The organism is Pseudomonas sp. H1_F01 (assembly GCF_054681425.1).
The window spans coordinates 1,308,365-1,329,268 of sequence record NZ_CP162823.1 but is presented as its reverse complement, the minus strand read 5'-3'; the positions used below and the strand labels follow the sequence as shown (position 1 = coordinate 1,329,268).

Here is a 20,904-nt window from a genome sequence, read left to right as displayed (position 1 = left end):
ATTGGAGTGATTAAGGATCAAAAGGGCGCCGAGTAGGAGCTGTGTAGGAGCTGTGTAGGAGCTGTCGAGTGCAACGAGGCTGCGATCTTTCCCCAAACACTTGAGTCTCAAGCGAAAGATCAAAAGATCAAAAGATCGCAGCCTTCGGCAGTTCCTACATCTGCAATTTCTTGAGGATCAAGCCAGCGCTTTTTCGATCGCCTGGATCACGGCAGGATCATCCGGCGCCGTGCGCGGTGAGAAACGTACCAGCACGCGACCGTCCTTGCCGACCAGGAACTTCTCGAAGTTCCAGGTAATGTCTCCGGGAAACTCGGCGCCCTCGCCCGCCAACAGGCGATAGAGCTGATGACGACCGGGGCCGTTCACGTCCAGCTTGCTGGACAGCGGGAACGTCACGCCGTAGTTGAGGCTGCAAAAGTCCTGGATTTCCTGCTCGGTTCCCGGTTCCTGCCCGGCGAACTGATTGCAGGGCAAGCCCAGCACGCTGAACCCCTTGGCCTTGTATTGCTGATAGAGATTTTCCAGCGCCGCGTATTGAGGCGTCAGGCCACATTTGGAGGCGACGTTGACCACCAGCACGACTTGCCCCTTGAACGGCGCCAGAGCAAGCTCCTGACCATCCAGGGCTTTGAGTTTAAGGTCGTGGAAAGCACTCATGACGAACTCCAGGTTTGCGGATCTTTTCGAAACAGCCGTGGTTGATGCTAACAGCAACCGACTAAAAAGGCGCCGTATGGCGCCTTTCCAGTTCACTGGTCATTTGAGCGTAGCGCACAAATCAGTGGTGATGGCCGCCTTCGCCATGGACGTGACCATGGGCGATTTCTTCCTGGCTGGCGTCACGGATGTCGACGATCTTGACTTTGAAGTTCAAGCGCTGGCCAGCCAGCGGGTGGTTGCCGTCAACGGTGACGTCGTCGCCTTCCAGGTCGCGAATGGTGACGATCTGCATCTGGCCATCGGGGGCGGAAGCGTGGAACTGCATGCCCACTTCCAGCTCATCGACGCCTTCGAACATGCTGCGGCTCAGGGTGCTGACCAGTTCGGCGGAGTATTCGCCATAGGCGTCTTCCGGCTCGACGGTAACGTTCAGGTCGTCACCGACCGTTTTGCCTTCCAGGGCTTTTTCCAAGCCCTGGATGATGTTGCCTGCGCCATGCAGGTAGACCAGCGGAGCGCCGCCGGCAGAGCTGTCGATGACCTCACCAGCGTCGTTGGTCAGGGTATAGTCGATGGAGACAGCCTTATTGGCGGCGATCAGCATGGGGCGAGACCTTTTGCATAAGAATGAAGAACAGACAAGTCTAAACAAGGATTTGCCCGAAAGCGAACGGAACCCGGACAAACGGACTTGCCCGAACAGACCGACGGTCACCGGTTTCCATCAGGACGAGGACGGGCACTGGGTGGCCGAGCTGTCTTGTGGCCATACTCAGCATCTGCGTCACCAGCCACCGTGGCAGTCCCGGGCCTGGGTGCAGGACCCCGGGCAACGTATTGAAAAAATAGGCCAGCCCTTTAATTGCGGCTGGTGCGCTCAAGGCCCGGTTAGCGATAACCTTGACGACTGAATTGTGGGTAGACGGCCAGTCATAGGCCGCGCCATTCCCCCTTAGAGAATTCGCATGCAAACTTTTTTTATCGCGCCCACCGATTTTGGTGTGGGCCTGACCTCCATCAGCCTCGGGCTGGTGCGTACCCTTGAACGGGCCGGACTGAAAGTCGGCTTTTTCAAACCCATTGCCCAACCTCACCCCGGCGACACCGGGCCGGAACGCTCCACCGAGCTGGTGGCCCGCACCCACGGCCTCAAGCCGCCGCAGCCCCTGGGCCTGGCGCACGTCGAGCGCATGCTCGGCGACGGCCAGCTCGATGAGCTGCTGGAAGAAATCATTACCCTTTATCAGCAGGCGGCCATCGGCAAGGACGTGCTGGTCGTCGAAGGCATGGTCCCGACCCGCAACGCCAGCTACGCCGCCCGGGTCAACCTGCACCTGGCCAAGAGCCTGGACGCCGAGGTCATCCTGGTGTCGGCGCCGGAAAACGAAGTGCTGACCGAACTGTCTGGCCGGGTAGAATTGCAGGCACAGTTGTTTGGCGGGCCGAAGGACCCGAAAGTTCTCGGAGTGATCCTGAACAAGGTCCGCACCGACGAAAGCATGGAGGCGTTTTCCGCACGGCTCAAGGAGCACTCGCCCTTGCTGCGCAGCGGCGATTTCCGCCTGCTCGGCTGCATCCCGTTTCGCCCCGAGCTCAACGCTCCGCGCACCCGCGACGTGGCCGACCTGATGGGCGCGCAGGTGCTCAATGCCGGCGACTACGAAACCCGGCGCATGAGCAACATCATCATTTGCGCCCGTACCATGCGCAACACCGTGGAACTGCTCAAGCCCGGCGTGCTGGTGGTGACCCCCGGCGATCGCGACGACATCATCCTGGCCGTGAGCCTGGCGGCGCTCAATGGCGTGCCGCTGGCCGGCCTGCTGCTGACCAGCGACACCCTGCCCGACCCGCGCATCATGGACTTGTGTCGCGGCGCCTTGCAGGCGGGGTTGCCGGTGCTGTCGGTGAGCACCGGCTCCTACGACACCGCCAACCTGCTCAACGGCTTGAACAAGGAAATCCCCATCGATGACCGCGAACGTGCGGAGATCATCACCGATTTCGTCGCCAGCCACCTGGATGCCAAGTGGCTGCACCAGCGCTGCGGCACGCCACGGGAAATGCGCCTGTCGCCAGCGGTATTCCGCTATCAGTTGATCCAGCGCGCCCAGGCCGCCAACAAACGCATCGTGCTGCCCGAGGGCAGCGAACCGTTGACCGTCCAGGCCGCCGCCATTTGCCAGGCCCGGGGCATTGCCCGCTGCGTGTTGCTGGCAAAACCGGCCGACGTCGAAGCGGTGGCCCGCGCCCAAGGCATCGAACTGCCGCCGGGCCTGGAGATTCTCGACCCGGATTCGATTCGCGAACGCTACGTCGAACCGATGGTGAGGTTGCGCAAGAGCAAGAGCCTGAACGCACCGATGGCCGAGCAGCAACTGGAAGACACCGTGGTCATCGGCACCATGATGCTGGCCCTGGATGAAGTGGACGGGCTGGTATCCGGCGTCATCCACTCCACCGCCAACACCATCCGTCCGGCCCTGCAACTGATCAAGACCGCGCCAGGATGCTCACTGGTGTCCTCGGTGTTTTTCATGCTGTTCCCCGAAGAAGTGCTGGTCTACGGCGACTGCGTGATGAACCCTCACCCCAGCGCTGCGGAGCTGGCGGAAATCGCCCTGCAAAGTGCCGACTCGGCCGCCGCGTTCGGCATCACACCGCGGGTGGCGATGCTCAGCTACTCCAGCGGTGAGTCGGCCAGTGGCGAAGAAGTGGAAAAAGTTCGCGAAGCCACCCTGCTGGCCCACGAGGCCCAGCACGGTCTGTTGATCGATGGTCCGCTGCAATACGACGCCGCCGCCAACGAAACCGTGGCACGGCAATTGGCGCCCAACAGTCAGGTGGCCGGCCGGGCGACGGTGTTCATCTTCCCGGACCTCAACACCGGCAACACCACTCACAAGGCCGTGCAGCGCAGCGCCGATTGCGTCAGCCTCGGGCCGATGCTGCAAGGCTTGCGCAAACCGGTGAATGACTTGCCGCGCGGCGCCCAGGTCGACGACATCGTGTACACCATCGCCCTGACCGCGATCCAAGCCGCCAACCGACCTTTGGACATTTAAATGCTGGACTTCTTGCCTGCCCCCTTGCGCGGCGTCATTGCCTCGCTGCTATTGGCGCTGAACACCATCGCCTGCTGCACGCCGCTGTTCATCGTGGCGATTTTCAAATTGCTGCTGCCCTTCCCCGCTGCCCAGCGCTTCACCGACTGGTTGATGGGCCACATCCACGAAGCCTGGATCAGCAACAACAAGGCCTGGATGAACCTGCTGCGTCGTACCCGCTGGCACCTCAGCGGCCTGGAGGGCCTGGACTACCAGCATTCGTACCTGATCACCAGCAACCACCAGAGCTGGGTCGACATCATGGTTTTGCAGTACGTGCTGAACCGACGCATCCGGCCGTTGAAGTTCTTTCTCAAGCAGGAACTGATCTGGGTGCCGGTGATCGGCCTGGCCTGGTGGGCGCTGGGGTTCCCGTTCATGAAGCGCTACTCCAAGGCTTACCTGGAAAAGCATCCGGAAAAGAAAGGCAAGGACCTGGAAACCACCCGCAAGACCTGCGCGAAGTTTCGCGACAACCCCGTGGGCATTTTCAATTTCGTCGAAGGCACGCGCTTCACCGACGGCAAGCACGCCCAGCAGCAGTCACCGTTTCGCTACCTGCTCAAGCCCAAGGCCGGCGGCATCGCGTTTGTACTGGATGCCATGGGTGAACAGCTGGAGTCGATCATCAACGTGACCATTCATTATCCAGGCGGTCGTCCGGGGTATTGGGATTTGCTCTGCGGCAACGTTGGAGAGGTGGTGGTGCATTTCCAGGAACTGAAGATCCCACCGCAGTTCATCGGCAAGAACTACGATCAGGATGGCGTGTATCGCCTGGAGTTCCAGGGCTGGATCAACCAGTTGTGGCAGGACAAGGATGCGTTGCTTGCGCAGATGCATCGGGAGTATCCCGCCAAGTCTTGAGGTGGCTGCACTGGCCTCATCGCGAGCAAGCTCGCTCCCACATTTGCTCCACCGCTGACCATTGTGGGAGCGAGCTTGCTCGCGATAGCGTCCTTCCAGACAACAGAAAGCCCGCAGATGATCACTCATCTGCGGGCTTTTAGTTACAGCGACTTGCCTTAGATCGCCCCACGCTTGCGCAGCAGATCGAGCACCTGCTTGACGCTCTCTTCCAGGGTCAGCGACTGGGTGTCGATCACCAGGTCGGCATCCAGCGGCACGTCATACGGGAAGGATTCGCCCGGGATGTTGTCGCCAGCGGCGGCATACAGCCCTTGCGGATCACGCTGGGCACACACCGTTGGCGAGGCCTGGACGTAGACGGTCAGCAGACGCTCCTTGCCGATCAGCGCCTTGGCCTGTTCGCGGCCTTCGGCATCCGGGGCGACAAAAGCGGCGAGGGTCAGCAGGCCGGCTTCGTTGAACTGACGGGCGACATGAGCCGCACGGCGCCAGTTCTCGGTACGTCCGGAGCGATCCTGCGGCAAGCCCTTGTTCAGGTCATGACGCAGGTTCTGGCCATCGAGGACAAAGACCGCACGGCCCGAGTCGAACAGCTTGCGCTCGACCGCATAGGCCAGCGTGCTTTTGCCAGCGCCCGACAGGCCACTGAACAGGACCGTGGCTGGCTGCTGGCCGAAACGCTGGGCGCGTTCCTCCACCGACACATGGGCCAGCTTGCCGTGGTGCGTGCTGCTGCCGTGAGCCAGCGGCTGGGCGACGATCATGCCGGCACCGACCGTGCCATTGGTCAGGCGATCGATGATGATGAACGCGCCGGTGGTGCGGTTGCTCTCGTAACCGTCCAGGGCGATCGGCGCATCCAGGGCGATCTTCACCTTGCCGATTTCGTTGAGCTGCAACGCGCTGGCCGGACCTTCTTCCAGGGTGTTCACATCCACCTTGTTGACGATGCTGGCAATCGAGCCCGGCACGTAGCTGGTGGCGCGCTTGATGTCGTATTTCTTGCCCGGCAGCATCGGCTCTTCGGCCATCCACACCAGCATCGCTTCGAAGCTGTCGGTGACCGGCGGCACGTTGTCGGCATGCACCAGCAGGTCGCCACGGGAGATGTCGATTTCGTCTTCCATGGTCAGCGTTACCGCCTGGCCAGGACCTGCGTGTTCCAACTCGCCTTCGAAGGTGACGATGGATTTCACGCGACTGCTCTTGCCCGAGGGCAGCACCACCACTTCGTCGCCCTTGTGCACGATGCCGCTGGCGAGGGTGCCGGCGAAACCGCGGAAGTTCAGGTTCGGACGGTTGACGTACTGCACTGGGAAACGCAGGTCGGTGAAGTTACGGTCGCCCGCCACTTCCACCGTCTCGAGGATTTCCATCAGCGACTGGCCGGTGTACCACGGCGAACGCTCGGACTTGTTCACCACGTTGTCGCCCTTGAGGGCGGACATCGGCACGAAGTGCATGCTGGTGGGCTTCATCTTCAAGCCTTCGGCGAACTTCAGGTAGTCGGCCTTGATCGACTCGAACACGCCCTGGTCGAAGTCCTTGAGGTCCATCTTGTTGATGGCCACGACGATGTGCTTGATACCCAGCAACGAGGCGATGAAGCTGTGGCGACGGGTCTGGGTCTGCACGCCGTAGCGCGCGTCCACCAGGATGATCGCCAGGTCACAGGTGGAGGCACCGGTGGCCATGTTGCGGGTGTACTGCTCATGGCCTGGGGTATCGGCGATGATGAATTTACGCTTGGCGGTGGAGAAATAGCGGTAGGCGACATCGATGGTGATGCCTTGCTCGCGCTCGGCCTGCAGGCCGTCGACCAGCAACGCCAGGTCGATATCGTCACCGGTGGTGCCGACTTTCTTCGAATCGCGGGTGATGGCTTCCAGGTGATCTTCGTAGATCATCTTGGAGTCGTGCAGCAGGCGCCCGATCAGGGTGCTCTTGCCGTCGTCGACGTTACCGCAGGTCAAAAAGCGCAGCAGCTCTTTGCGCTCGTGCTGGCCCAGGTAGGCGAGGATGTCCTCGCTGATCAAATCAGATTGATGCGACATGACAGCCCCTTAGAAATAACCTTGACGTTTTTTATCTTCCATCGAGCCTGCGCCATCGTGGTCGATGACCCGGCCCTGGCGCTCGGAAGTTCGCGTCAGGAGCATTTCCTGGATGATGTCCGTCAGGCTTTCAGCCTCGGACTCCACCGCGCCCGTCAACGGGTAGCAGCCAAGGGTACGGAAACGCACTTTCTTCTTGACGATACGGGCTTTGTCTTCGTCGGACAGGTGCTCGAGGATGCGCTCGTCGTCGATCATGATCAGCGTGCCGTTCTTCTCGATCACTTCACGCTCGGCGGCAAAATACAGCGGCACGATCGGGATGCCTTCGAGGTAGATGTACTGCCAGATGTCCAGCTCGGTCCAGTTCGACAGCGGGAATACCCGGATCGACTCGCCTTTGTTGACCTTGCCGTTGTAGACGTTCCACAACTCCGGGCGCTGGTTCTTCGGGTCCCAGCGATGCTTGCTGTCACGGAACGAGTACACGCGCTCCTTGGCGCGGGATTTCTCTTCATCGCGACGGGCACCGCCAAACGCGGCGTCGAAACCATATTTGTCCAAGGCCTGCTTGAGGCCTTCGGTCTTCATGATGTCGGTGTGCTTGGCACTGCCGTGGGTGAATGGGTTGATGCCCTGCGCCACGCCGTCCGGGTTCACATGGGTGATCAGGTCCAGGCCCAGTTCCTCGACCATGCGATCGCGGAACTTGTACATTTCCTGGAATTTCCAGCGGGTGTCGACGTGCATCACCGGAAACGGCAGCTTGCCGGGGAAGAACGCCTTGCGTGCCAGGTGCAGCATCACGGCGGAGTCTTTACCGATGGAGTACAGCATCACCGGGTTATCGAACTCGGCGGCCACCTCGCGGATGATGTGGATGCTTTCCGCCTCCAGCTGTTTCAGATGCGTCAGTTTGTCGACCATGGCTACTCACGAAAACTTTCTTATGAACGGCCAGCGGGCCGTGTTCGAGCGGGGAATCCTAGCACAGCGACCTCTTCTAATCAGGGCGCCAACTAGATCGAAACAGCATATGGATATGCCTGCCGGTTCGGGCCCCGCACACGCTTTTCTGTGGGAGCGAGCTTGCTCGCGATGACGGTGTGTCAGCCATATTAATGTCGGCTGATCCGCCGCTATCGCGAGCAAGCTCGCTCCCACAGGGGTTATAAACAGTCAGATGGGATTCGGGCAATCGATGAAGATGTGCTCCAGGGCAAAGCGTCGCGCCAGATAATCACCCAGCGCCTGGACGCCATAGCGCTCGGTGGCATGATGCCCGGCGGCGATGAAGCTGATGCCGTTTTCCCGCGCGCTGTGGAACGTCTGCTCCGACGCCTCGCCGCTGAGGTACAGGTCAACCCCGGCCAGCACCGCCTGATCGATATAGCCCTGGCCACCGCCCGTGCACCAGCCAACCCGGCGGATCATCTGCTCGCCTTCGATCAACAACGGCTCACGCCCCATGACTTCCTGGACCTTGCGCGCGAAATCCCGGGCCGTCATCGGTTCGGACAGGGAGCCGACCAGGCCGACGATCTTGGGGTTGTCCGGATCCAGCGGTCCCTCGACGGTGATGTCCAATTGGCGGGCCAACTGCACGTTATTGCCCACCTCCGGGTGCAGGTCCAAAGGCAAGTGGTAGGCCAACAGGCTGATATCATGCTTGAGCAACGTCTTGAGACGACGCTGTTTCATGCCGGTGATACAAGGGTTCTCGCCCTTCCAGAAATAACCGTGATGCACCAGCACCAGGTCGGCCTCGGCCTCGACGGCAGCGTCAAGCAAAGCCTGGCTGGCGGTGACGCCACTGACGATGCGCATCACCTGGGGCGCGCCTTCGACCTGCAGGCCGTTGGGGCAATAATCGGCAATCCGGCTGCTGGCCAGGTAACGGTCCGCTTCTTCGACCAGGGTGTTCAGGGCTACGGCCATGAAAAGACTCCTAAATATCCCGTTCAGAGGCACGCGCGGCCTCGTATAATGCGCGACATTATGGGCGGTCTCATACCGCCTGCAACCTTTGTAGGACGTGCTTAATGCTCAAGGCGCTGCGTTTTTCCGGCTGGCCGCTGTTGGCCGGCGTGCTTGTCGCTCTACTGATTATCCAGCGCTACCCGGAATGGGTGGGCCTGCCGAGCCTCGACGTCAACTTGCAGCAGGCGCCGCAAACCAAGGCGGTGCAACAGGGGCCGGTGTCCTATGCCGACGCCGTGACCACCGCGGCGCCAGCCGTGGTGAACCTGTACACCACCAAGGTCATCAACAAACCCAGCCATCCATTGTTCGAAGACCCGCAATTCCGGCGCTTCTTCGGCGACAACTCGCCCAAGCAGAAGCGCATGGAGTCGAGCCTGGGGTCGGGCGTGATCATGAGCCCGGAAGGTTATATTTTGACCAACAACCACGTCACCAGTGGTGCCGACCAGATCGTGGTGGCCCTCAAGGACGGCCGCGAAACCCTGGCCCGAGTGATCGGCAGCGACCCGGAAACCGACCTTGCGGTGCTGAAGATCGACCTCAAGAACCTGCCGGCCATCACCATCGGCCGCTCCGACAGCATCCGCATCGGCGACGTGGCCCTGGCCATCGGCAACCCGTTCGGCGTCGGCCAGACCGTGACCATGGGCATTATCAGCGCCACCGGGCGCAATCAGTTGGGCCTGAACAACTACGAGGATTTCATCCAGACCGACGCTGCGATCAACCCCGGCAACTCCGGCGGCGCGCTGGTGGATGCCAACGGCAACCTGACTGGGATCAACACGGCGATCTTCTCCAAGTCCGGCGGCAGCCAGGGTATCGGTTTCGCCATTCCGGTGAAGCTGGCGATGGAGGTGATGAAGTCCATCATCGAACACGGCCAGGTGATTCGCGGCTGGCTGGGCATTGAAGTCCAGCCGCTGACCCAGGAACTGGCGGAGTCCTTCGGCTTGTCCGGGCGGCCCGGCATCGTGGTGGCGGGGATTTTCCGCGACGGCCCGGCGCAGAAGGCCGGCCTGCAACTGGGCGATGTGATCCTGAGCATCGATGGCGAACCGGCCGGCGATGGCCGCCGCTCGATGAACCAGGTGGCGCGGATCAAGCCCACTGACAAGGTGACGATCCAGGTCATGCGCAACGGCAAGGAGCTCAAGCTCACCGCTGAAATCGGCCTGCGCCCACCGCCGGCACCAGTGGCGCTCAAGGAAGAGCAGTAAGCCGCGTCATAGCCGACTAGCGCGAATCGATCGTTCCCACGCTCCTGCGTGGGAATGTCGCCTGGGACGCTCTGCGTTCCACTGCTGGAAGTGACGCAGAGCGTCACGGTATGCATTCCCACGCAGAGCGTGGGGACGGTCATCTCATCCTGATTCACCTGAAAATACAGATAGCATAAATTCTCATTAGTAGTGTTATATTGTTTCAATACTAAAAATTGGAACAACATAACATGTCATCCCTGAAACGGATTTCCGTTGCCAGTCTCGCCCTGGGCTTGCTCGCCGATCCCGCCTACGCCGAAGAAGTCCAGCCTCTGGAACTGGACGCCGTCAACGTGACGTCCGACTACGAATCCCCCACCGGCCCCGTCACGGGCTATCGCGCCACCCGCTCTGCCAGCGCCACCAAAACCGACACGGCCCTGCGCGACATCCCGCAATCGATCAGCGTGATTCCCGCCAGCGTGCTCAAGGACCTGGGCAGCACCAACGTCGAACGAGCATTGGAATACGCCGGCGGTGTATCGAAGCAGAACAACTTCGGTGGCCTGACGCTCTACGAATACAGCGTGCGCGGCTTCACGACATCGGAATTCTACAAGGATGGTTTCAGCGCCAACCGTGGCTATCCGAGCACGCCGGACGCGGCGAACATCGAACGCATCGAAGTGCTCAAGGGCCCAGCCGCCAGCCTGTATGGCCGTGGCGATCCCGGCGGTACGGTGAACATTGTCACCAAGAAACCCCAGCCCGAAGCCTTCACCACCTTGCAAACCAGCGCCGGCAGCTGGGATCGCTACCGCACCGCGCTGGACGTCAACAGGCCACTGGACACCGAAGGCAACCTGTTGTCGCGGGTCAACCTGGCGGTCGAGGACAACCACAGCTTTCGCGATCACGTCGACAGCCAGCGCGTCTTCGTCGCGCCTTCCATCAGCTGGCAATTGAACCCCGACACCCGGTTGCTGGTGGAAAGCGAAATCGTGCGCCACAGCTCGACGTTCGACCGTGGCATCGTCGCCCCGAACAATCGCTGGAGCGGCGTTTCCCGCTCGACCTTTTTGGGCGAACCCAACGATGGCGACATCGACAATCACAACAACATGCTCCAGGCCGCCCTCGAACATCAGCTCAACGACACCTGGCAACTGCGCCTGGCCAGCCATTACAAGCAGGGTGAACTCTGGGGCTTCGCCTCCGAAGCGCGCCCGCTGAACGCCGATGGCCACACGGTGAACCGCCGCTATCGCGAGCGCGACAACAATTGGCACGACAGCATCACCCAACTGGAATTGCGCGGCCTGTTCGACCTCGGCCCCTGGCAACACGAACTGCTGATCGGCAGCGAATATGAGGATTACCGCAAGAACGAGCGCGTGACCACCATCGGTGGCAGCACCTACCCCATAGACATCTATCAGCCGATCTACGGCCAGCCGAAACCCAATGGTACTCGGACCGGCACCGACTTCTTCGAACATGTGCAAAGCCGCGCGCTGAACCTGCAAGACCAGATCGTCTTCACCGACAAACTGCGGGGCATGCTCGGCGTGCGCTATGAGCATTTCGAGCAGAGCATCGACGATCACACCCGCGATCGCACCAACCGCCAACGCCACGATGCCCTGACGCAGCGGGCCGGCCTGCTGTATCAACTGACGCCCGAGGTTGGCCTGTTCGCCAACGCCTCCACCTCGTTCAAACCCAACAATGGCCTGGATGCCGGCGGTAAATCCTTCGACCCCGAGGAAGGCGTCGGCTATGAAGTGGGGATCAAGAGCGAATTGTTCGACGATCGCCTGAGCACCACCCTGGCGGCGTTCCATATAGAGAAGGAAAACGTCCTGAGCCCGGTCGCCGGGACCGACTTCAGCCGCGCCATGGGCAAGGCCCGCAGCCAGGGCATCGACCTGCAAGTCACCGGGCAGGTGACCGACGCCGTGCGGGTGATTGGCGCCTTCGCCTACATCGATGCCGAAGTGACCAAGGGTGACGAGCAAATCCCCACGGGCAGCCGGATCCTTGGCGTCGCCAAACACAGCGGCAGCCTGCTGGGCGTCTACGAATTCCAGGACGGGCACCTGCGCGGTTCGGATGTTGGCGCGGCGTTCACGTACGTCGGCGATCGCTCGGGCGAAGCGGGCAAGGACTTCGAACTGCCGGCCTACCACACCGTGGATCTGCTGGCCCATTACAAGGCCAGCGATGACGTCACCGTGGGGCTGAACCTGAACAACGTCTTCGATGAAAAGTACTACGAGCGCGCCTACAGCAACTACTGGGTCACCCCCGGCGAGCCGCGCAACTTCACCGTCAGTCTCACCCTCGCTCTGTAAAAGGAACATCCGCATGAAATACCCCAAGACCTTCGCCCTGCTCGGCCTGCTCCTGGCCACACAGGCCTCGGCCCATGGCCTGTGGACCGAACAGCGTCGCGGCAACATCGAAGTGATCTACGGCCACGGCGCCGAAGACAATGCCTTCAAGGCGCAGAAAATCAGCGGTGCCTGGGCCTATGATCAGGTCGGCAGGATGATCCCCGTCACCGTCGAGCGCCTGCCGGACCACGCCCGCCTGCAACCGCTCAAGCCACCGGCGGTGCTGGCCGTGGCGCTGGACAACGGCATGTGGTCCCAGACGGCGGACAAGAAGTGGATCAACGAAGGCCGCAGCAAAGTGCCCGGGGCGATCGAGTCGACCCACACGTTCAAGTACAGCCTGGCGATCTATGAGCCGGGGGCGAAACTGCCGACGCTTGCACCGATCAAGTTCGTGATCCTGCCGGAAGTCGACCCGCTGACCGTAGGGCCAGGCCAGTCATTGCCGGTACGGGTGCTGCTGGACGGCAAACCGGCAGCGGGTGTGAAACTGGTGGGTGACTACCGCAGCGCGCCGAACACCGTATCGACTGAAACCGACGCAGAAGGCCGGGCCAAGGTGCTGGTGCGCAACGAAGGCTTGAATGTGATCGCGGCGCAGATGGAAATTGCACTCAAGGACAACAAGGACGTGGCCACCCGTGGCGTGTTCACCTCGTTGACCTTCCTGGGTGAACCGCATCACGAGTAACGCCACAGGGGGATAGGCGGTGAACACATTTTTTGTGAACACCCGCAGCCTATTGTGGGAGCGAGCCTGCTCCGGGCGGCGATCCGACGATAAGGCCAATACAAGCGCCGCAAAGCTCAAGCCGGAGTCAAGCACTCCGGCCCATTGAGCTTCGGATCATTGACCATGTTGGCCAGCACTCGCTCGCGCAGTACCGTCGGCTCACTTGCCAGCAGCCCTTGCAAGGCATGCAGCGGTGTCTCGGGGTCGAGCCACAGGCGCTGGCCTTCTTCGTCCAGGATCAACGGCCGGCGCTGACCCGCCGCCGGTTGGGTGATGACCGCCGTGCTCAGCCACACCTGTTCCTGCACCGGATACGCTTCCCAGATCGCGGCGAAAAACAGCGACGAACCCTCCCCCGGCGTCAACCAGTACGGACGCTTGCGCGTGCCGCCGCGCCACTCATAGAAACCATTGGCCGGCAGCAGGCAACGGCGCAGGCGCAAGGCCTCTCGGAACATCGGCTGCTCGGCCACGGTTTCGGCCCGGGCATGGGCCGGGGTGCGGGACAGGTCGGTCAGCCACGGCGGCGTCAGCCCCCAGCGTGCCCGGGCCAGTTCGCGCTGGCCCTCGGCGCCGGCCCGCAGGATCAACACCGAATCGTTGGGCGAAATATTCCATTGAGCCTTCTGATCGGTGGGAAAACCGGGCAGGGCTGCAAAGGTGGGGTTCCAGCGAAACAGGGCATAACGTCCACACATGGGGCAACACGACTCTTGATCGAACAAACGGCCGCCAGCCTAACAGACCAGCGTGCCGGGATAGCTGTCCGGTTCATCGCCGGGCAACGGCAGTGCGGCATTGTACGCGGCGATCAACTCCCGGGCGTATTGCGCCTGGTCATCCTCCACCGCCAGTCCCAGCAAGCCCTGCATCGGCAACTCCCCCGCACCGCCCAGCAAATCGCGCCCCACCAGATGCGCCGTGATGCCTTCGCTGGCAAGCATGCCTTGCAGCAACTCGCCTTCCATCAGGCTTTCCAGCTCGTAGATTCGCCGCATCGGTGTTGCCCCCCGTCAGTCGTCTTCTCTGAAGACCTCGAGATGCCATTCCTCACCATGGACCTGCAACACAAAGGTGATTGGCCGGCAACACACCTGACAATCCTCGATGTAGGTCTGGTCGCCGCCGGACAAGTCCAGGGATGTCTCAACGTCCTCCCCACAATAGGGACATTCATAATGAGCGCTTTCCAGCATCGCGGTCTCCCAGGTGACTTGTGCGTATAATCGCCGGTCTATTTGCAGGGCTATTTTTGTCTGGCTTATCTTCCTGACCGTGCCCTGTCGTTTTTTCGTTAGAACCTTTTACTTACCCTAGCCGTTTCCAACAAGAGAGCATGATGGGCGAATTCGATGCCATCCGACCTTACGACGACAGCGAAGTCCCAGCGGTGCTGGCACGACTGCTTGGCGACAAGGCGTTTCTAGATATCCTCACCCACTTCCGCTTCCCACGCCTGGCCGGCGCCTTCGGCTGGATGCTCAAACCTCTTATAGCGCAAAGATTGCGTCGTGAGTTCGCCGGTGTGACGTCGGTCGCCACGCTGCAGGACAAGGTGGAGTTCTACGTCGACCACACCATCGAGCGCGCCACCGATGGCGTGACCTATACCGGGGTGGAGCAATTCAAGTCTGGCAGTGCGTACCTGTTCATCGCCAACCACCGCGATATCGTGATGGACCCGGCCTTCGTCAACTACGCCGTCTACCACGCCGGCCTGCCGACCCCGCGCATCGCCATTGGCGACAACCTGCTGCAAAAGCCCTTTGTCAGCGACCTGATGCGCCTGAACAAGAGCTTCATCGTGCACCGCTCCATCACCGGGCGGCGGGAAAAAATGGCGGCGTACCAGTTGTTGTCGGCGTACATCAACCATTCGATCCGCAACGACTGCGCCTCGATCTGGATCGCCCAGGCCGAAGGACGAGCCAAGGACGGTGACGACCGGACCGAATCGGCGATCCTCAAGATGTTCCACATGAGCCGCAAGGACGAGCCGTTCGGCGAGGTGATCCAGTCACTGAACCTTACGCCGGTGTCGATCAGCTACGAATACGACCCGTGCGACCAGGCCAAGGCCCGCGAGTTGTACATCCGCGCCACCACCGGCACTTACACCAAGGCCCCGGGCGAGGACGACGTGAGCATCGCCAAGGGCATCACCGGCTACAAGGGCCGGGTCCACGTGAACTTCGCCGCGCCCATCACCGAGCTGTTCGAGGACACCAAGCAATTGGCCCAGGAGATGGACCGGCAGATTCTCGGCGGCTACCGCCTGTTCCCGGTGCATTACCTGGCTTACGCCCAATGGGCCGACGCCGATCCGCAGTTGCAGGTGCCTAAGGCGGCCGAGGTGTTCGGTGCCGAAGAGCTGGCCAAGGCCGAGCAGGAATGGCAGCGCCGGCTGGACGCTTGCCCGCCGGAACACCGACCGTTCCTGGTGCTGCAATACGCAACGCCGGTGCGAAATCAGTATCGGGTCAAGGCGGGGTTGGCGCTTTAAAGCCACGACGAGAGAGCTTGCTCACGCTGGGTTTGTGCAGGAGCTGCCGAAGGCTGCGATCTTTTGATCTTTCGCTTGAGATTCAAGTGTCTGGGGAGAGATCGCAGCCTCGTTGCACTCGACAGCTCCTACACAGCTCCTACGGGCGCTGCCCAGCGGGAGCAAACGCCCTTTCCACGGCTGCGTCAGAACTGCGTACTGATCCACGACACCAGCAACGCCAGCGCCAGGCAGCCAAAGCCAAACCGGTAGAAAAACCGGTTCATCCGCTGAGTGGCCAGATCCAGCAGCGCTTCAAATCGTTCGTTGCTATCGCGATTGCGCGCTTCAAGGCAGGCCCGCGCCCGTTGTTCACGGCGGCGCGTCGCATGCAGCACCCAGCCGCCCGGGCAGGCAAACAGCAACGCGAGCAGGTTGATCAGTTTGGCGGGGTGGGCGGCGAACAACGAAAGCAGATGCGACGACATCACGAACCTCAAGCGAAAAAACGGACAGGGTACGTCCGTGGCCTACAAACAGGGCGCGGATTCTACCGAAAGCCTGACGCCCTGCGCCGCTTTTTCCGACCAGTAACGATCCCGCCGCAACGCTGGGTTCTTCTGTGGCGAGGGAGCACGCCCTGGGTTAATTTCACCCGTCACGGTTTCGTCATCTGATTAGGCCACTCTGTCGCCCTTCAAACCTGCACGGAACCCGTCATGCTGCACGCCGAAAACCAGGACCGCCTCTATCTCATCAGTCCAAGCGACGAACAGCAGAACCTCGTCGACAGCCTGTCCTTCAACGTGCAGGACCGACATTGGCTGGTGTATTGCGCCCTGGGCGGCCATCAACATGCCGATCTTCCGGAGACAGACCTGCTGACCGGGATCAGTGTGCTGGAACTGTACTCAGAGGCTGCATGACGGTTTCACTCTGTGGGAGCAAGGCTTGCCCGCGATGAGGGCAGCACCTTCGACAATGCTGATCGCTATCGCGGGCAAGCCTTGCTCCCACAGGTCTTGCTTTCAAAAGTCTCATCGCCCCCTGGGCCATTGCAGCCCAGGGGTCATGCCGCCGAAACCTTACTCAGCCAGTACCTGGCCAATGGTCGGGTCCTTGAACAGCCGGGTCAGGGCATCGCTCAAGACGTCGCTGACCAGCTTGGTGTTGGTGTCCTGGTTAGGTGCCATGCCGAAGCGCTGGTCCAGGGACGCACCGTAACGGCCGCTGTAGCGACGGTTGGCGTTCTGCACGTCGGAGCGGAAGGTCGCGCCGATGGTCGCTTCGGTCACGTACATGCCTTCCTTGGGCGACTGGTACTTGAGCTCGGCCAGGGTCACCGTCAGTTGTGGTGCATTCAAGGCATTGGCGGTCGGCGTGAAGCCCAGCAAACGCACGGCGGCTTCAGCCTGGGCCTGCAGCTTGGGCAGGATCTGCGCGCCCTGCACCGTGATCACACTGGTTTCCGGATACAGCCCGCCACGGGTGCCGAGCGTCGGCGACGGACGACCGTCCACCACCCGCACCACCACCGGCTGGCCACGACCCACAGGCGCCAGCTGGGCATTGAGCTTGGGCTCCGGGTTAAGTTGTTGCGGGCTGTGGGCGCAGCCGACGAGGGTCAGACTGGTCACAGCGATCAAACCGAACAACAGGCGTTGCAACATGCTCTTCTCTCCAGAATCGGGCACAAACAGGCCGGCAGTATAGCGGTGCGCCATCGCCGTGAACTAGCGTCGCACGATGAATACTGAAATGTCTGACACGGGCCATGGTTGCCGGTTCCTGTCACCCCATTGTCACGGTCCTTACACCGGCATGTCATAGCCCACTGTCAGGCTTATCCCAAGCTCCCTGACCCGGTATCCGATCATGCGCTTCCTTATTTCCCTGTTCACCCCTCGTCCTCATCACCGCAGCTTCGCCTTGCTCGATCGCGACGGCCGTTGCCAGGCGTTCAAACAGTGCAGCCTGCAACCCATGGGCGAAGGCTGGGTGGAAATCGAAGAGATCCGTCTCAACTGGCTGCACCAGCCACTGCCCGCCAGCGCCCGCGTGCAAGCGCTTCCTGCTCGCGCACGTAACCGGCAGCTGTTGACCATCTGACCGGACGGCTAATAAAAGTCATTAAACACGACCATTTCCCTGCGTTTCTTCGATACAATCTCCCCCCGATTATAAGGACGTCTCCTGATCGGGCCTCGCAACACCGCTGATGCGCTGGTATTGGCACCCCGCAACGCCCACAGAGAGCCGCCCACACAGATCGAGTGAAGCTGGCGTGCTTGCTGTTCCTCCAGGCAAATCACCACTTTTCGCGAATCTGCAGAGCTGTCATTACGCTCGGTCACTGAGCTGTCTGCCCGTTTTGCCTGTCATGTATTACATGGGGGCAACCAAACCGGGCGCAGTGCCAGGCTGGGACAGCCCTTTTTTGAGGTTCACGTCTTCAAAAGAGCGTGAAAAAACGGGTTTTCACAACTTCACGAGAGTGTGGCGAGCAAATGAAGAGTTTTGCGTCTGAACAAGCACCATTAGCGTCTGAAACAGCCCAACGACACAGGACCGGATATCGCTCAAGAACCGGCGCCTGAAGCCTGTCCGCTACGGATTTGGTTGCACGAACGGATGTCTCGGCCATAAGTCGAATTGCCTGCCCGGCGCTTAAATGAGTTCATGTGACTCTTGAGGCCAGGCTGCATGCATCCGCAGTAGGTGCGAAAAATTGCGAAGATTCGGACATGGCGATCCTGGCCATGGATAACTGGGGCGCAACTGACCTGCCCCGCCACTCTTGGCCGCTATGCCGACAATTTGGTGCTGCAGATTTTGGAGACGCGTTAAATGGCGCATAACGAAGCAGTCGATGTAGTTCTGGTAGGGGCCGGCATCATGAGTGCCACCCTGGCCGTACTGCTCAAGGAGCTCGACCCCGCGATCTCGCTGGAAGTCGTCGAGCTGATGGATTCCGGTGCCGCGGAGAGTTCCAACCCGTGGAACAACGCCGGTACCGGCCACGCCGGGCTGTGTGAGCTCAACTACACGCCCCAGGCAGCCGACGGCAATGTCGACATCAAGAAGGCCGTGCACATCAACACCCAGTTCGAGGTGTCGAAGCAGTTCTGGACGTACCTGACCAGAAAAGGCACGTTCGGCTCCTCCAAGTCCTTCATCGCCCCGGTGCCACACCTGAGCTTCGTGCAAGGCGAGAAAGGCGTGTCGTTCCTGAAGAAGCGCTTCGAGCTGATGCACCAGCATCACGCCTTCGCCGACATGGAATACACCGAGGACAAGGCCCGGATGGCCGAGTGGATGCCGCTGATGATGCCTGGTCGGCCGGCCGATGAGGTTATCGCCGCCACCCGTGTCATGAACGGTACCGACGTCAACTTCGGCGCCCTGACCAACCAGTTGCTCAAGCACCTGACCAGCGCCCCGGACACCCAGGTCAAATACTGCAAGCGCGTCACCGGCCTCAAGCGTAACGGCAGTGGCTGGACCGTGAGCATCAAGGACGTCAATTCCGGCAGCAGCCGCGATGTCGACGCCAAGTTCGTGTTCCTGGGTGCCGGCGGTGCGGCGTTGCCGTTGCTGCAAGCCTCGGGCATCGAGGAAAGCAAGGGCTTCGGCGGCTTCCCGGTCAGTGGCCAGTGGCTGCGTTGCGACAACCCGGAAGTGGTCAAGCACCACCAGGCCAAGGTCTACAGCCAGGCCGCCGTGGGCTCGCCGCCGATGTCGGTGCCGCACCTGGACACCCGTGTGGTCGATGGCAAGAAATCCCTGCTGTTCGGGCCATACGCCGGTTTCACCACCAAGTTCCTCAAGCACGGCTCGATCATGGACCTGCCGCTGTCGGTACGTGCCGGCAACATCGGCCCGATGCTGGCCGTGGCCCGGGACAACATGGACCTGACCAAGTACCTGATCAGCGAAGTGATGCAGTCCATGGAACAGCGCCTGGAATCCCTGCGTCGCTTCTACCCCGAGGCAAAGGCCGAGGACTGGCGCCTGGAAGTGGCCGGCCAGCGGGTGCAGATCATCAAGAAAGACCCGAAGAAAGGTGGCGTCCTGCAGTTCGGTACCGAACTGGTGGCGGCCAAGGACGGCAGCCTCGCCGCCCTGCTCGGCGCATCGCCGGGTGCTTCGGTGACCGTGTCGATCATGCTGGAACTGATCGAGCGTTGCTTCCCGGACAAAGCCAAGGGCGAGTGGGCTACCAAGCTCGCAGAGATCTTCCCGGCCCGGGAAAAAGTGCTGGAAACCGACGCGGCGCTGTATCGCAAGATCAATGCGCAGAACAACATCGCGCTGGAGCTGGTTGAAGAAAGCAGCGAGACTCAAAGCTACGCTTGATTTGATCGCATAAAAAAACGCCCCGTTCTCCATGAGAGCGGGGCGTTTTTTATGGGTGACGCTTTCGTGGCGAGGGAGCTTGCTCCCGCTGGCCTGCGAAGCAGGCCCAGGATCAATCAGCCACGCGCCTTCTCGATCAAATCGATGTAATCCTCGGCATTACGCTGGTCGCGCACCAGCGCGACGAAATCGTTGCCGTGTTCATCCTTGCCATTGAGGTCATGACCGGCCGCGACGAAGAACGTCAGGAAACGCTCGAAATCGTCGACCCGCAGGCCGCGGTAGGCCTTGATCAGTTTGTGCAGCGACGGCGACGTGGCATCGACCGGTTCGAAATTGAGGAACAGCTTGATCTGTTCATCGCCAATCTCGTCGCCAATCACTTGTTTCTTGTCTTTACGCATTGCCGGCTCCAGCTCGCACAGTTCACGGGGCGGGCAGTTTACCCCCGGCAGGCCTCGGGGCTCAACGCGGGCGTTCGGCACCGGTGTGCAGGTCGGCCCAGATATGGCCGTTGGCGTAAGTGAGAAACTGCACATAGACCGTGTTGTTGCGCAGCAGATCGATGACCACCCGGTACTGGGCCTGTGGATAAGACAGCGTCAGGGTCTTGCTTGCCTCGTCGAAGACCGGTTTCTTCAGGCTTTTGCTTTCGCCGTCGAAGTTAAGGATCACCTGGCTGAGGGTCGCCCCCTTGTTCATCGGCTTGCCCTTGAGGCGGACCAGCAGCGGCGAAGTGACTGGAATCGGTTGCTGATTGGACTGACGCTGGTTACCCAGCACCACCGAATACTCGGTGACTTGCAGCAACTGCTGCTGTTCAGGCTGCTCCTGGCGCACCACCAGGTCATCAGGCGGCAGGAACTGACTGTGCATCGGCGCAGCCTCGGCCGCCAAGGGCAGGCTGGAGATCAACAGCAAAGTGGCGCAGCGGATCAATACACGCATGACAAGCTCCGGGGTCTTGGCCGGGCACTCTAGCATGAGCCCAAGCGGTAAAAATAACGATCCAGATCAATACATCCGCGCAACGAGCACGGCATACTCAAAGAGCC

The 20,904-nt window shown here is 61.1% G+C and carries 22 protein-coding genes; 10 read left to right on the top strand and 12 right to left on the bottom strand.

The window, feature by feature from the left end; all coding sequences use genetic code 11:
• Positions 1-177: 177 nt before the first annotated feature.
• Both AB4O09_RS06140 and AB4O09_RS06135 read right to left on the bottom strand, forming a co-directional pair.
• Complete coding sequence (locus AB4O09_RS06140) at positions 178-660, bottom strand: glutathione peroxidase (RefSeq protein WP_003205465.1); 483 nt, start codon at positions 658-660, stop codon at positions 178-180.
• Positions 661-781: 121 nt separating this feature from the next.
• A complete protein-coding gene (locus tag AB4O09_RS06135; protein WP_003205467.1) occupies positions 782-1,267 on the bottom strand; it encodes an FKBP-type peptidyl-prolyl cis-trans isomerase in 486 nt (161 codons plus the stop codon).
• Here AB4O09_RS06135 and AB4O09_RS06130 point away from each other — a divergent pair.
• Genes AB4O09_RS06130 through AB4O09_RS06120 form a run of 3 tightly spaced genes read left to right on the top strand, consistent with a single transcriptional unit; the run spans position 1,236 to position 4,637 of the window.
• Positions 1,236-1,574, top strand: coding sequence for a DUF3565 domain-containing protein (locus AB4O09_RS06130; protein WP_460108016.1), 339 nt, complete (start codon positions 1,236-1,238; stop codon positions 1,572-1,574). The two genes, AB4O09_RS06135 and AB4O09_RS06130, sit on opposite strands and share 32 nt — an antisense overlap.
• A gap of 54 nt (positions 1,575-1,628) precedes the next feature.
• Positions 1,629-3,728 (top strand): phosphate acetyltransferase, encoded by a 2,100-nt coding sequence (gene pta / locus AB4O09_RS06125; RefSeq protein ID WP_027911447.1) that lies wholly within the window; start codon positions 1,629-1,631, stop codon positions 3,726-3,728.
• Positions 3,729-4,637, top strand: coding sequence for an acyltransferase (locus tag AB4O09_RS06120; RefSeq protein WP_003205471.1), 909 nt, complete (start codon positions 3,729-3,731; stop codon positions 4,635-4,637). It begins immediately after the preceding gene.
• Positions 4,638-4,795: 158 nt separating this feature from the next.
• On the opposite strand, the gene cysN is transcribed toward AB4O09_RS06120, so the two are convergent.
• The 3 genes from cysN to AB4O09_RS06105 all read right to left on the bottom strand — a co-directional run bounded on the left by cysN (position 4,796) and on the right by AB4O09_RS06105 (position 8,632).
• A complete protein-coding gene (gene cysN, locus AB4O09_RS06115) occupies positions 4,796-6,694 on the bottom strand; it encodes a sulfate adenylyltransferase subunit CysN (RefSeq protein WP_069971395.1) in 1,899 nt (632 codons plus the stop codon).
• A gap of 9 nt (positions 6,695-6,703) precedes the next feature.
• Positions 6,704-7,621: a sulfate adenylyltransferase subunit CysD gene (gene cysD / locus AB4O09_RS06110; protein ID WP_003178041.1), complete on the bottom strand. Its 918-nt coding sequence runs from the start codon at positions 7,619-7,621 to the stop codon at positions 6,704-6,706.
• A gap of 252 nt (positions 7,622-7,873) precedes the next feature.
• Positions 7,874-8,632: a Nif3-like dinuclear metal center hexameric protein gene (locus AB4O09_RS06105; RefSeq protein WP_003205474.1), complete on the bottom strand. Its 759-nt coding sequence runs from the start codon at positions 8,630-8,632 to the stop codon at positions 7,874-7,876.
• A 104-nt stretch (positions 8,633-8,736) separates the two neighbouring features.
• On the opposite strand from AB4O09_RS06105, the gene algW reads away from it, so the two are divergent.
• The 3 genes from algW (at position 8,737) to AB4O09_RS06090 (ending at position 12,969) form a co-directional block, all read left to right on the top strand.
• Positions 8,737-9,897, top strand: a complete 1,161-nt coding sequence (gene algW / locus AB4O09_RS06100) for a Do family serine endopeptidase AlgW (RefSeq protein WP_003205476.1) — start codon at positions 8,737-8,739, stop codon at positions 9,895-9,897.
• A gap of 233 nt (positions 9,898-10,130) precedes the next feature.
• The gene (locus AB4O09_RS06095) at positions 10,131-12,236 is read left to right on the top strand and encodes a TonB-dependent siderophore receptor (protein WP_013694200.1); all 2,106 of its coding nucleotides are present in this window, start codon (positions 10,131-10,133) and stop codon (positions 12,234-12,236) included.
• Between the two features lie 13 nt (positions 12,237-12,249).
• Positions 12,250-12,969 carry a DUF4198 domain-containing protein gene (locus AB4O09_RS06090; RefSeq protein ID WP_039013936.1) on the top strand — a complete coding sequence of 240 codons (720 nt, stop codon included), beginning with the start codon at positions 12,250-12,252 and terminating at the stop codon, positions 12,967-12,969.
• A 116-nt stretch (positions 12,970-13,085) separates the two neighbouring features.
• Here the strand turns inward: AB4O09_RS06090 and AB4O09_RS06085 are convergent, their stop codons facing one another.
• From AB4O09_RS06085 to AB4O09_RS06075, 3 genes are read right to left on the bottom strand one after another with little or no spacing between them, the layout of a single operon-like run.
• Positions 13,086-13,709 (bottom strand): SOS response-associated peptidase, encoded by a 624-nt coding sequence (locus AB4O09_RS06085; protein ID WP_013694202.1) that lies wholly within the window; start codon positions 13,707-13,709, stop codon positions 13,086-13,088.
• Between the two features lie 39 nt (positions 13,710-13,748).
• Entirely contained in the window at positions 13,749-14,009 is a 261-nt protein-coding gene (locus AB4O09_RS06080; RefSeq protein WP_003205482.1) for a putative signal transducing protein, read from the bottom strand.
• A 15-nt stretch (positions 14,010-14,024) separates the two neighbouring features.
• Entirely contained in the window at positions 14,025-14,207 is a 183-nt protein-coding gene (locus AB4O09_RS06075) for a CPXCG motif-containing cysteine-rich protein (protein WP_003205483.1), read from the bottom strand.
• Positions 14,208-14,347: 140 nt separating this feature from the next.
• Between AB4O09_RS06075 and AB4O09_RS06070 the strand changes: the two genes are divergently transcribed.
• Positions 14,348-15,514 (top strand): 1-acyl-sn-glycerol-3-phosphate acyltransferase, encoded by a 1,167-nt coding sequence (locus tag AB4O09_RS06070; protein WP_032833016.1) that lies wholly within the window; start codon positions 14,348-14,350, stop codon positions 15,512-15,514.
• Positions 15,515-15,699: 185 nt separating this feature from the next.
• On the opposite strand, the gene AB4O09_RS06065 is transcribed toward AB4O09_RS06070, so the two are convergent.
• On the bottom strand, positions 15,700-15,981 hold the full coding sequence (locus AB4O09_RS06065) for a hypothetical protein (RefSeq protein ID WP_003205486.1): 282 nt from the start codon (positions 15,979-15,981) through the stop codon (positions 15,700-15,702).
• Between the two features lie 231 nt (positions 15,982-16,212).
• Between AB4O09_RS06065 and AB4O09_RS06060 the strand changes: the two genes are divergently transcribed.
• On the top strand, positions 16,213-16,419 hold the full coding sequence (locus AB4O09_RS06060) for a hypothetical protein (RefSeq protein WP_014340170.1): 207 nt from the start codon (positions 16,213-16,215) through the stop codon (positions 16,417-16,419).
• A 159-nt stretch (positions 16,420-16,578) separates the two neighbouring features.
• Here the strand turns inward: AB4O09_RS06060 and AB4O09_RS06055 are convergent, their stop codons facing one another.
• Positions 16,579-17,163 carry a YajG family lipoprotein gene (locus tag AB4O09_RS06055; protein WP_003205489.1) on the bottom strand — a complete coding sequence of 195 codons (585 nt, stop codon included), beginning with the start codon at positions 17,161-17,163 and terminating at the stop codon, positions 16,579-16,581.
• Positions 17,164-17,368: 205 nt separating this feature from the next.
• On the opposite strand from AB4O09_RS06055, the gene AB4O09_RS06050 reads away from it, so the two are divergent.
• Together AB4O09_RS06050 and mqo are read left to right on the top strand one after the other, a co-directional pair.
• Positions 17,369-17,602, top strand: coding sequence for a hypothetical protein (locus AB4O09_RS06050; RefSeq protein ID WP_003205490.1), 234 nt, complete (start codon positions 17,369-17,371; stop codon positions 17,600-17,602).
• A gap of 738 nt (positions 17,603-18,340) precedes the next feature.
• Complete coding sequence (gene mqo / locus AB4O09_RS06045) at positions 18,341-19,849, top strand: malate dehydrogenase (quinone) (protein WP_003205492.1); 1,509 nt, start codon at positions 18,341-18,343, stop codon at positions 19,847-19,849.
• A gap of 116 nt (positions 19,850-19,965) precedes the next feature.
• Here the strand turns inward: mqo and AB4O09_RS06040 are convergent, their stop codons facing one another.
• Entirely contained in the window at positions 19,966-20,253 is a 288-nt protein-coding gene (locus tag AB4O09_RS06040; protein WP_003205493.1) for a PA4642 family protein, read from the bottom strand.
• 61 nt (positions 20,254-20,314) lie between these two features.
• A complete protein-coding gene (locus AB4O09_RS06035) occupies positions 20,315-20,797 on the bottom strand; it encodes a hypothetical protein (RefSeq protein ID WP_003205495.1) in 483 nt (160 codons plus the stop codon).
• Between the last annotated feature and the right edge of the window lie 107 nt (positions 20,798-20,904).